General features: G+C 66.4%; 8 protein-coding genes. 6 read left to right on the forward strand and 2 right to left on the reverse strand.

Annotated features, from left to right (window positions below; all coding sequences use genetic code 11):
* Positions 1 to 182: 182 nt before the first annotated feature.
* A complete protein-coding gene (locus AC59GX_RS15195; RefSeq protein WP_056058003.1) occupies positions 183 to 518 on the reverse strand; it encodes a DUF6481 family protein in 336 nt (111 codons plus the stop codon).
* Between the two features lie 321 nt (positions 519 to 839).
* On the opposite strand from AC59GX_RS15195, the gene AC59GX_RS15200 reads away from it, so the two are divergent.
* Positions 840 to 2,468, forward strand: coding sequence for a beta-helix domain-containing protein (locus AC59GX_RS15200; protein ID WP_426284263.1), 1,629 nt, complete (start codon positions 840 to 842; stop codon positions 2,466 to 2,468).
* Positions 2,469 to 2,576: 108 nt separating this feature from the next.
* Positions 2,577 to 5,369: a TonB-dependent receptor domain-containing protein gene (locus AC59GX_RS15205; RefSeq protein ID WP_426284261.1), complete on the forward strand. Its 2,793-nt coding sequence runs from the start codon at positions 2,577 to 2,579 to the stop codon at positions 5,367 to 5,369.
* Positions 5,370 to 5,636: 267 nt separating this feature from the next.
* Here AC59GX_RS15205 and AC59GX_RS15210 read toward each other — a convergent pair whose 3' ends face one another.
* Entirely contained in the window at positions 5,637 to 6,293 is a 657-nt protein-coding gene (locus AC59GX_RS15210) for a prolyl hydroxylase family protein (RefSeq protein ID WP_497302031.1), read from the reverse strand.
* Positions 6,294 to 6,475: 182 nt separating this feature from the next.
* Between AC59GX_RS15210 and AC59GX_RS15215 the strand changes: the two genes are divergently transcribed.
* The 4 genes from AC59GX_RS15215 (at position 6,476) to gspF (ending at position 12,469) form a co-directional block, all read left to right on the forward strand.
* Entirely contained in the window at positions 6,476 to 7,258 is a 783-nt protein-coding gene (locus tag AC59GX_RS15215) for a type II secretion system protein N (RefSeq protein ID WP_426284258.1), read from the forward strand.
* The gene (gene gspD, locus AC59GX_RS15220; protein ID WP_426284256.1) at positions 7,255 to 9,471 is read left to right on the forward strand and encodes a type II secretion system secretin GspD; all 2,217 of its coding nucleotides are present in this window, start codon (positions 7,255 to 7,257) and stop codon (positions 9,469 to 9,471) included. The genes AC59GX_RS15215 and gspD overlap by 4 nt, the downstream gene beginning before the upstream one ends.
* A complete protein-coding gene (locus AC59GX_RS15225; RefSeq protein WP_426284255.1) occupies positions 9,468 to 11,120 on the forward strand; it encodes a GspE/PulE family protein in 1,653 nt (550 codons plus the stop codon). The genes gspD and AC59GX_RS15225 overlap by 4 nt, the downstream gene beginning before the upstream one ends.
* Before the next feature lie 122 nt (positions 11,121 to 11,242).
* Positions 11,243 to 12,469, forward strand: a complete 1,227-nt coding sequence (gene gspF / locus AC59GX_RS15230; RefSeq protein ID WP_132740198.1) for a type II secretion system inner membrane protein GspF — start codon at positions 11,243 to 11,245, stop codon at positions 12,467 to 12,469.
* The last annotated feature ends 5 nt before the right edge of the window (positions 12,470 to 12,474 follow it).

Raw genomic sequence — 12,474 nt, forward strand, 5'->3', positions numbered from 1 at the left:
CATTAGCCACCACCCCGGCGAAGGCCGGGGCCCAGTTGGGGGACGTTGCCAACGGAAGACTGCGCTTCGTTACCTCGACCTTGCCAACTGGGCCCCGGCCTTCGCCGGGGTAGTAAGTCTTGGCCTGAAAAGTCAATCAGTCGCGCAGGTGAAGAGCGGGCGGCCAAACGACCGCCCAAAGATCACTTCTTCTTGTTCTTCCGCGCCGCATACTTAGCGTCACGAATCGCCTTCTTCTCGGCGTCGGTCAATTCGACCTTAGCCTCGGCCTCGCGCTTCTTAGCAGCAGCAGCCTCGGCCTCAGCCTTCTTCGCAGCCTTGGCCTCGTCCTCTGCAGCGCGCTTCGCAGCGCGCTTCTCGCGCTCGGCCAATTCCTTGGCCTCGCGCGCGGCAAGGCGCTCGGCTACGACGGCTTCGTCGATCGGCGGCTTGGCACGCAGCGCTTCGAGCGCCTTCTGCTTGGCGGCGGCTGCGCTGCTCGTACGGTCCTGGAAGCTGGGGTCCTTGAAAGAGGCCATTGTCGTGAGATAATCCTGTAATATCGGTCTGACCGTCCGGACGCAGGATTGCGCCAGAGGTCTTGGGAGCAGTGACTCTGGCAGCGCCTGTAAATCATCGCGCGCCGGATCGGAAGAGATGTGTTCGATAGCGCGGTTTTCAACCCCGCAGGCCAGCGGCACCCCAATCGACAGTCATCGAACCGTCATATCATAGTCATGCAAGCGTCATCGAAATCGCATCGCGGCGTCATCTGGCCAGCCTAACCGCCATGTCACGGTCGGCAGGGGGGAGCCTGGGTCGATCCGAACAATCAACGGTACGACTCGGGAGTCCTTCGCATGACCAGCTTTACTCGCCTCGGCACGATCCTGCTGACCGGCACGGCCTGCCTCGCACTCACCGCTTGCGGCGGTGCCGACGACGTCGCTTCGCCGGGCGCAGGCACGGTGATCATCACCCCGCCAGCTACGCCGACTCCGACGCCGTCCACCCCGACGCCGACCCCATCGGCGATCACGGCAGCCCAGTTCGCCTCGACTTCGGGCGGCCGCTCGGACGGCACGATCACGATCAGCGCCGACGAGCAGCTTGCGATCGTCAACGCCGGCACCAACAACAACGTCAGCGGCACGAACGTCCTGACCGGCGTGTACCCGACCGCCGCGACGTCCGCCACGACCGCGACCGACCCGTCGTTGATCAACCCGTTCTTCGCCAGCACCAACTTCGTCGGCGCGCTCAACGGCCCGACCGACACCGCATTCCAGGGCTGGACCTGCGCCTCCACGTCGGCCGAGTTCGGCGGCAGCACGACCGCGCGCTGCACCGCGGTTCCTGCCGTCGGCGCCGGCGGTTCGGCCGCAGCGTGCCCGACCGGCACGATCGACGACGGCCTGGTCCAGACGTTCCGCGCCTGCCGCCTGCCGACCAACATCACGTCCAGCCTGACGCTGCCGAAGATCGCTGGCGTGTTCTACCGCCTGCGTGGCCAGACCGAAGTCGGCGCCGATGTCGGCACGACCGGTGCCGATACCGGCGTGACGCTGACGATCGCACCGGGCGTCGTCGTCGCCGCGGACTCGACCGAAGTCACCGCCGATCTCCTGCTCGTCAATCGCGGGTCGAAGATCAGCGCCGTCGGTACGCGCGACGCGCCGATCATCTTCACGTCGCAGCAGAACCTGACCGCCAACGGCGTCAGCGATGCGACGCAGGGCCAGTGGGGCGGGATCATCCTGCTCGGCCGCGCGCCCGTCGCGGTTTGCGCCACGGGTACCGGCCCGAACAACGCCGGCGGCACGAGCACGACCTGCCAGCAGGCGATCGAAGGCGTCACCGGCCGCTTCTACGGTGGCCCGACGGCAGCCGACAACAGCGGCACGATGCAGTATGTCCAGATCCGCTACAGCGGCATCGCGATCAGCGACGGCAACGAGCTGCAGGGCCTGACGCTCGGCGGCACCGGTTCGGGGACGACGATCGATCACGTCCAGAGCCACAACTCGGCCGATGACGGCATCGAGATCTTCGGCGGCACCACGAACATCAAGTATTTCGCGGTCACCGGCGCAGACGACGACGGCTACGATATCGACAACGGCTATCGCGGCTTCATGCAGTTCATCATCGCCGCACAGCGCCTGCTGGGTGCGACCGCCGACTCGTTCTCGACCGAGATCGACTCGAACGGTGCCGAGGACCTGCTGCCTCGTACGTTCGGTCAGTATTCGAACTTCACGTTCGTGCAGACCGCGCTCGCGCCGGCCGCTATCCGCCAGCGCGGTGGTTCGGACATGCGCTTCATCAACGGCATCGTGAAGTCGCCGGCGACCGTCGCCTGCCTCAACCTGATCGCGCAGGAAACCAGCCAGGCCGATCGCTCGACGATCCGCGCGGCCGATGCCTCGAAGCAGGACCAGGGCCCGCCGATCTTCACCTCGGTCTACTTCAACTGCAACGGCCGGTAACGCTTCCGGTCGGCTCTCCGCAGTCGATGATGTGAGCAGCGATGCCGGGGTGGTTCCAAAGACCACCCCGGCATTCGCCCATAGACCCCCTGATCTGGATATTCGGCCATGCAAACGCGCTTCGGCTATGCCACCTTACTTCTCCTGACCTCGCAGCTGGTCGCGCCCGCGGTGCTCGCCCAGACCGGCGGCGCTGCACCCGCTCCAGCCGCCTCGCCACCCGCCTCGACGACGCAGACCGGTCCGACCTCGACGCCGGTGGACGTGTCTGCGCCACAAGCAGCCGGAGCAGAGGCCGAAGTGTCGACGCCGGGCTATGATCCCAATGGCGGCGAGGACATCGTCGTCGTTGGCCGCAACATCCCGAATTTCGTCCGCGCGACCCCGCAGGTCGTCTCGATCCTGTCGACCGAGGACATCGCACGTACCGGCGAAGGCGACATCGCCGGCGCGCTGTCGCGCGTTACCGGTCTCAGCATCGTCGGCAATGGCTTCGTCTATGTCCGCGGTCTCGGCGATCGCTACTCGTCGTCGCTGCTGAATGGCTCGCCACTGCCAAGCCCCGAGCCGCTGCGCCGTTCGGTCCCGCTCGACATCTTCCCGACCACGATCGTCGGCTCCGCGCTGGTCCAGAAGACCTATTCGGTGAACTATCCCGGCGAGTTCGGCGGCGGCGTGATCAACCTCACGACCAAGGCAATCCCGGACAAGAACTTCCTGTCGTTCGGCGGCTCGGTCTCGGCCGACACCGCGACCACCAGCGAACTCGGCTACACCTATTATGGTGGCGATGCCGACTGGATCGGCTTCGACGACGGCACGCGCAAGGTGCCGAGCTTCATCAAGAACGCACCGAGCGGCACCGGCAACATCTCGGCCGCGCAGGCCGCGACGCTCAGCAACGCCTCGACTTCGCTGCTCCAGCGCAACAACCAGCTCCCCGCCAATTTCTCGGGCGAGATCAGCGGCGGCTCGGTGTTCGACATCGGTTCGGGCCGGCTCGGCGTGATCGCGTCGGTCAGCGCGAGCAACACCTTCCGTACCCGCAGCATCACGCAGCAGGATTCGGTCACCAACGAAGGTCTGCTCCGCAACGATTTCCAGACCCTGCTGACCGACAACCGGATCGTCGCCAACGCGCTGATCGGCGTCGGCTACGAGTTCGGCGAGAACAGCATCAAGCTGACCAACGTCTATATCCACGACACGCTGAAGCAGGCGCGTGGGTCGGCGGCGACCACCTATAACAACTCGAGCGGTCTTCGTTTCCAGCAGAATACCAACTGGTTCGAACGCCAGCTGTTCGAGAGCCAGCTGGTCGGTGCGTTCAAGCCCGTCGACGCGCTGACGCTCGACGTCCGCGGCGCGTATGCCAATTCGAAGCGCAATGCGCCGTACGAGCGGCAGTTCGACTATCTCTGCTCGAACACCACCACGACCGGCCAGCCGATCACGGTGCAGGATCCGAACGGGACCGGCGGTGCGCAGTGCAACGGCGCGTACCAGGTGACGCAGCGCTTCTCGCCGTTCGCGTCGATCATCTTCAGCGAACTGAAGGAAGACCTCTACAGCGGCCAGGCGGACGCCGCGTACAAGCTGTCGACCGATCGGCCGATGACGCTGTCGACCGGCTATTTCTACTCGGATACGAAGCGTACGTCGTCGCGTCTGCAGTTCAACTACCAGACGCCGCGCGGTGGCGGCACCGCGCCGGGCTATCCGTACAATTTGCTCCGTCCGGATTACCTGCTGGCGATCGATACAAACGATCCGCTCAACTCGCTCGAATTGCAGTTCAACACCCCGCTCGGTGCGTATCAATATGATGCGTCGCTGCGGATCCATGCGGGCTACGTCCAGGCTGAAGCCGAGGCGACCGACGGCGTCCGCGCGACGATCGGCGTACGCTACGAGACGGCGGACGAGCGGGTTACCCCAATCGGTGCGACCACGACGCGTCTGAAGAACGATTACTTCCTGCCGGCCTCGACGCTGACCTGGAACTTCGCGCCCGACATGCAGCTTCGTGCGAGCGCCTCGAAGACGATCTCGCGCCCGCAGTTCCGCGAGCTTGCACCACAGCAGTTCCGCGATCCCGAATCGGATCGCTTGTTCTTCGGTAACCCGCTGTTGCAGGATACCAAGCTCTACAATCTCGACGCGCGCTACGAGTGGTTCTTCGCGCGTGATCAGCGCTTCACGCTCGGCGCGTTCTACAAGCGGATCGACAAGCCGATCGAACAGGTCGGCTTCTACACCGGCGCCGACGATCGTCTCCAGACGGGCTTCACCAACCTGCCCAAGGCCAAGCTGTACGGCGGCGAGGTCGAGTTCCAGAAATACGTCCCGCTCGACACGCTCGGCAGCGATTTCTTCGCGACACGCCGCCTGCTGTTCATCGCCAACTACACCTATACGCAGTCGTCGATCACCGTGGACGGCAGCTGCGTCCCGAACGTGGTGGACCAGACGACCAAGGTTGCGGGCTGCCAGACCGGCTTCGCGCCCGCCACGGGTAACTTCCGCGACGGCGCGCCGCTCACCGGCCAGTCGGACCACCTCGTCAACGTCCAGCTCGGGCTGGAGGACACCAAGCGGCTGTCGCAGATCACGTTGTTGTTCAACTACGCCAGCGACCGCGTAACCAACCGCGGCCCATCGAACCTCGGCGGCACGGGCTTCCTGCCCGACATCATCGAGAAGCCCGGCATCCGCCTCGACCTCGTCGCCCGCCAGGGTGTCGAACTGCGCGGCGCCAAGTTCGAGGTGAAGGCAGAGGCACGCAACCTCACCAAGACGCGCTTCACCGAGGGCCAGACGTTCGAGAACGGCAACAAGGTGTACATTAACCGGTATAACCTGGGTCAGGTGTTCACGCTGGGCATCAGCACGACGTTCTGAGGAAGGGGCGGTCGTTCGGGTTCCGCTCCAGTGGCGAGCGCAGTCGGAGCGACCGACCTCCCAAGAAGATGACCTCCCCGGCGAAGGCCGGAGCCCAGTTGGAAAGGTCGGTGTAACGTAGCGCCGTCCTTCGTCACCAGCGTTGCCCAACTGGACCCCGGCCTTCGCCGGGGAGGTGCTTTGAGAGTGCTAGGTGCTGAGGCGCAGGAGTCGCCGCTGCGCCAATCCGTCCGTTCTCGCCAGACCAATCATGGCCCTAGACCAAGCCTAACCCCAAGGCTTCTCGCGAAACCATTTGGTGATCACATACTTGACCCCCGCGCGCACCTTCATCCCGTGATGCAGCGTCGCCGGGTTCATGCTCCCATCCGCCCGCCGGTTGTTCCACGCCAGCAGCTTGCCAGTCTCCGGCTGGACGATCTTGTCGATCGCCTTGAACCGCGTCGCGCCGCCAGCTTCTGGCTGGTTGAGGTAGATCATCACGGTCCACGTCCGATTGCCCGCGACCCCGCAATAGCGCTGATAATCGACGCCGTTCGGCTCGAAATAATCGGTGTGTCCCTTGAACTCCTGCCCGACCGCATAGCGCTGCCCCTGGAGCGGTTCGCCGTACACCGGGTCGAGGCCGGTCAGCGCGGCGATCCGGCGCTCGACCTCGATCGCGACCGGATCGAGCGGAGAAAGATCGCCCGTCTCGCTCGTCCGATAGTTCGCATCGCCGTTCGAATCGGAGATCGTCGACGGCCGTCGCACTGCGTCGATCCGCTCGATCAGCGTCGCACACAGGTCCGGCGGCAGGAAATCGCGCCGCACGAACAGGTCGAGCTTCGGGCTTGGTACGCGCTGCACGCCGGGTACGGAGAGCCGCGCGATGATCGCTTCGGGAGGCAGGCCGGAGCCGCTGGACGGGACAGGATCGGACATGAGCGTCTTCTGCCCATCGCTGACGCGAAGCGCTACCCCATCAGAATCGAAGCAACCAACGCGCAAGCCATTGACGCGGAATTGTAACATGGCATGCCTACGCGACGAAGAGAGCGGGAAATTGGGGTGGGTCGCGGATGCGATTGAAGCTGGACGCGCGGGCGCGCCGTATCTTGCGGCGTATGCCCGTCGTGAATGTCTATAGTGTCGTCGAACTGGCGCTGCTGGCCGGGCTGGCGGTGCAGTGCGCGCGGCTGGCGTGGACGATCGTGACGCCGATCACGCCACTCGGCGACTGGCGTCCCGCCACGCCGATGGTGGTGGGTTCGCCCGCCGACATCTTGCGTGGCTTCGACCCGTTTTTCCGCCTTGGTGGCGCGGCCGGCGCACCCGCCACCGTCACGTCGCTTCAGTTGACCCTGTTCGGCACGCGGATCGATGAAGCGATGGGCCGCAGCTCCGCGATCATCGCCGGTCCCGACGGCGTCCAGCAGAGCGTTGCGGTTGGTGACGAGATCCAGCCCGGCGTGCGCCTCAAGTCGGTTGCGTTCGATCACGTCACGATCGACCGCGGCGGTGCCGACGAGGACCTGTTCCTCGACCAGTCGGGCGCCGTCACGCCGGTCGTTCCGGGGGCGGCACCGGCAGGTGCGACCGGAGCGGTGGCGCCGGTCGTTGGTATTCCCGTGGCGCAGTTGCGGAGCGAGATCGGCTTCATTCCCCGCATCGACGGCGGCCGCATCAGCGGGCTCACCGTCCGCTCGCAAGGCTCGGGCAACGCGTTCCGCTCGGCCGGGCTCAAGGACGGCGACGTCGTTACGTCGATCGGCGGGCGTCCCGTTTCCGGTCCCGGCGATCTCGACCGCATCGCCAAGGATTTCGCGGGCGGCGGCAACGTCCCCATCACTGTAGAACGCGGCCAGGATACCCTGCCGCTCGCCATCACGATCGCGCCCCCCCAATGAAAAAACTGTTTCTCGGCCCCGTCGTAGCCCTCGCGCTGGCGGCCGGCGTTCATGCCCAGACCACGCTAAACGTCCGCGACGCCGACATCCGCGCGTTCATCGCCGATGCCGCCAAGGTCACCGGGCGCACTTTCATCATCGACAACCGCGTCGCCGGCAAGGTGACGGTGGTCACCGATCGCCCGCTGTCGCGCTCCGAATATTTCGAGATATTCCTTTCGACCCTGCGCGCCAACGGCCTCGTCGCGGTGCCGACCTCGGGCGGTGCGTTCCGCGTCCAGCCGCTCGACAACGCCGCGTCGCAGCCGAGCCGGATCGGCGTCGCAGGCGCCGCGCGCAACAGCTACGTCACCGAGATCATCCGCCTCCGCGCGATCGACGCGCAGTCCGCAGTCGAGACCGTCCGCCCGCTGGTCAGCGCGCAGGGCTCGGTCAGCGCGAACCGCGGCGGCAACAGCCTCGTCGTGGTCGATTTCGCCGACAACATCCGCCGCATCCGCGAAGTCCTTCGCCGGATCGACACCGACACGTCCTCCACCCGCGTCGTCGCGCTGAAGAACGCCAGCGCGAAGGAAATTGCGACTGCGCTCCAGGGGCTCATCGGCGCCGGCACGGGCGGCGGACAGGGCGGGCAGGGCGGTGGTGCCGCCGCCGGCCCGAGCGCATCTGTGGTCGCAGTCGAAGGCTCGAACGCGGTCGCCCTGCGCGGCGATCCGACGACCGTCGCCCGCCTCGCACAGGTCGCCGCCGACCTTGATCAAAAGGCGCGCAACGGGACCGAGATCAAGGTCGTCTTCCTCGAGAACGCCGATGCTGAACAGTTGCTGCCGGTGTTGCAGGAACTCGTCGGCCAGACTCCGACGCAGCCGGTGCAGACCGCATTGTCGCGCTCGAACTTCGGATCGAGCAGCACAAGCGGCGCGTCCGGCGGCCAGTCGAACTTCTCGCAACCACAGATCCCGCAGTCGGGACCGTCGCCGAGCGGCGGCAGCGGTGGATCGGGCCAGGCCGCGATCACGTCTGCTGGCAGGTCGGCGGTGGTCGTCACGCGCTTCGCTGGCGCCAACGCGATCGTCATCGCCGCACCCGCCGAGATCCAGCGTCAGCTGAACGAAGTCGTCCGCCAGCTCGATACGCGCCGCGAACAGGTACTGGTCGAGGCAATCGTCGCCGAGGTCTCCGATTCGACCGCGCGCACGCTCGGCGCACAGTTCATCGTCGGCGACCCGAGCGGCGGCGCGTTCGGCGCATCGACCTTCTCGAACTCCGCGCCCAACATCCTCCAGATCGCGGGCGCGATCGGCGCGCGCTCGATCGGCGGCAACGGCACGACGGTCGTCGCGCCCGATGGCACGCGCACCGAAACGAACACCCCCAATGCCGCGGCGGACGCGCTGCAGCAGTCGGCGATCGCGTCGATCCTTGCGGCCACCGGCGGCTTTGGCGGGTTCGGCGGCAAGATCGGCAGCACCTTCTTCGGCGCGATCATCAACGCGGTGAAGAGCGACACGACCTCGAACCTGCTCCAGGTCCCGCACCTCGTCACGCTCGATAATCAGGAGGCGCACAGCCTTGTCGGGCAGGAGATCCCGATCACAACGGGGCAGGCGCTCAGCACCAATTTCGACAACGCCTTCCGCACCACGCAGCGCCAGAATGTCGGCATCGAACTGACCGTGCGGCCGCAGGTGAATTCGTCGGGTACCGTAAAGCTCAACCTTCGCCTCGAGGTCAGCTCGATCGCTGGCCCGGTATCGAGCGACAACAGCGACCTAATCCTCAACAAGCGCGAGGTCGAGACCGTCCGCACCGTCGACGACGGTCAGATCGCGGTGATCAGCGGTCTGCTCGACGATAACGAGCGGCGCACGATCGAGAAGATTCCGCTGCTCGGCGACATCCCCGTGCTCGGCCATCTGTTCACCTCGAAGGCGAAGCAGCGGTCGAAGACCAACCTGATGATCTTCATCCGCCCGACGATCCTGCGCACTGCCGAGGACAGCCGCAAGCTGACCGAGCAGCGCTACGGCTACGTCCGCCTGCAACAGGGCTTGCAGGAGCCGGGCGCCGAGCCGTCGATCGACCAGCTCGTCCGCGACTACATGGGCGCTGCCCCGCCGATCCCGAGCGCGCCGATCCCCGGCAACATCGAGGACCCGCGCATCGCGGTGCCGGTCCGCACCTCGACGATGGTCGTGCGGCCCAAGAAATGATCATCCGCGAAGGCCACGAGATCGACGCTGCTACTCCCCTTCCGCTTGCGGGAGGGGTCGGGGGAGGGCCTGCCTCGATCACGGACGATGTGATCGAGGGGTATGTCATTCCCTCCCCCAACCCCTCCCGCGAGCGGGAGGGGAGCAGTGACCTCCCCCAGATCACCATCCCGTACGCCTTCGCCCGAAAATTCGGCGTCGTAGTCGACCACACCGACATCGACTCCCACCTAACCATCGCGATGCGTGCCGGCGCCGATCCCAAAGTCCTGCTCGAACTCCGCCGCTACCTCGCCCGCCCGTTCGACGTGACATTCGTCGAGCAGGTCGCCTTCGACCGCCTCCTCTCGAACGTCTACGCGATGGACGGCCAGGCCAACGCGCTCGCCGCAGTCGGCATGGGCGACGAACTAGACCTGCTCGCCGGCGACATGCCGACCGCGGAGGATCTGCTCGACACCGCCGACGACGCTCCCGCGATCCGCCTCATCAACGGCATCATCGCCGATGCCGCGCGCAACGGCGTGTCCGACATCCACATCGAGCCATATGAGTCCGGCCTAGTCGTCCGCATGCGCATCGACGGCGTGCTGCGCGAAACGCTGCGGATGCCGCCCAACGTCGCCCCGGTGGTGGTCAGCCGCATCAAGGTCATGGCGCGCCTCGACATCGCCGAGCGCCGCGTCCCACAGGACGGCCGCATGGGCCTGACGCTCGGTGGCAAGCTGCTCGACGTCCGCGTCTCGACGCTGCCGAGCCGCGCAGGGGAACGCGTGGTGCTGCGTATCCTCGACAAGGAAAACGCCGGCATCGATCTGGAGGCGCTCGGCCTGCCGCCCGCATTGTTCGCACTGCTCAACGAGGCGCTGAGCGAACCCAACGGCATCATCCTCGTCACCGGCCCGACCGGCTCGGGCAAGACCACGTCGCTCTACGCCGCGCTGCGCCTGCTCAACGACGGCAGCCGCAACATCCTGACGGTCGAGGACCCGGTCGAATATGCCGTCGACGGCGTCGGCCAAACGCAGGTGAACCCGAAGGTCGGCCTGACCTTCGCGGCAGGCCTGCGCGCGATCCTCCGCCAGGATCCGGACGTCGTGATGGTCGGCGAAATCCGCGACCGCGAGACCGCCGAGATTGCGGTGCAGGCGTCGCTCACCGGCCATCTCGTGCTGTCGACGGTCCACACCAACGACGCGATCGGCGCGATCACGCGCATGCGCGACATGAAGGTCGAGAGCTTCCTGCTCGCCTCGACGTTGCGTGCGGTGATCGCCCAGCGCCTCGTCCGTCGCCTGTGCCCGACCTGCCGCAAGGCGGTACCCGCGTCGGATACGGTAGCGCCGCTGCTCGGCATCGCCTCCGACGCGGTCGTCTACGTCGCGCAAGGGTGCGAAGACTGCAACCAGACCGGCTACAAGGGCCGCATCGGCGTCTTCGAGGCGGTCCGCATCGACGACACCATCCGCCGCCTGATCAACACCGACGGCCACGAATCCGAGATTACCGCGCACGCGTTTGCGAAGTCCCCGAACCTGGCGCAATCAGCCCGCGACCTCGTCCTGTCCGGGCAAACCACCGCCGAAGAAGCCGTCCGAGTATCCCGCCGCGACACGACCGAAGTCGCGCCCGAGGTGGCCGATGCGTAACGCCTCTTCCCCCCTCCCTGGAAGGGAGGGGCCGGGGGTGGGTCGGCCCGCTTCGGCCACCGCCTCCCGCCTAACAAGCCGACCCACCCCCAACCCCTCCCTTCCAGGGAGGGGGGCGCGTCGTGGCTGATTTCGACTATATCGCGATCGATACCAAGGGCGCCGAACGCCGCGGTCATGTCGCCGCGGCCGATATCGACGTCGCGCGCGCCACCCTCGACGCGCGCAAATTCTACGTCGTCAAGATCACCCCAGGCGCGCCGCCACAGGCCACCAAGGGCCGCCCGCTGTTCGGCCTCCAGCTCGGCACGCCCAAGATGTCGGGCAAGAACCTCACGCTCTTTACCCGCCAGCTCGCGACCCTCAACCGCGTCTCCCCGCTGGAAGAATCGCTCCGTACGATCACGCGCCAGACCGAACAGGACAGCGTCCGCACGATCGTCCAGCACGTCCATGCCGGCGTCGTCGAAGGCCGTCGCCTCGCCGACGCGATGGCGCGCGAGCCGAAAAGCTTCCCGCCGCTCTACCGCGCGATGGTGTCCGCCGGCGAAAGCTCGGGCTCGCTCCCGACCATCCTCGACCGTCTCGCAGCCCTGCTCGAACGCCAGGCCGAGATCCGCGGCAAGCTCATCACCGCGCTGGCCTATCCCTCGATCCTCGCGCTCGTCGCGTTCGGCGTCGTTACCGCGCTGATGATGTTCGTCGTGCCGCAGGTCGTCGAGCAATTCGACACGGTCGGCCAGCAACTCCCGCTGCTGACGCGCATGGTCATGGCGTTCTCGGCGTTCCTCGTCGGATACTGGTGGGTGATGCTGCTGATCGTCGTTGGCGGCGGCCTGGCCGGGTGGCGGGCGCTCAAGGATCCGACGTTGCGGCTCGCCTTCGACGGTTGGCTGCTGCGTATCCCGCTGCTCGGCCGCCTGATCCGAGACCTTCACGCGGCACGCATGGCGCGCACGCTCGGCACGATGGTCGCTAGCCGCCTGCCGTTGCTCGACGGTCTCAACCTCACCGCCAGCACGATCCACAACCGCCGTCTCCGCCAGGCCTCGGACCAGATTGTCGACGCGATCCGCGGCGGTGGCTCGCTTTCCGCCGCGATGCGCCGCGCGGGCGTCTTCCCGCCACTGCTGACCTATCTCGCGGCATCGGGCGAGGCCGCCGGCCGCCTCGACGAGATGCTCGAGCGCGCGGCGGACTATCTCGAACGCGAGTTCGACCGTTTCACCGCCACCGCACTCTCGCTGCTCGAACCGCTAATCATCGTCGTGATGGGCGGCATCGTGGCGACGATCGTGCTATCCATCCTGCTCCCGATCCTCCAGCTCAACACGCTGGCCGGACAATGAGGTTT

Source organism: Sphingomonas sp. 320_CC (assembly GCF_059691795.1).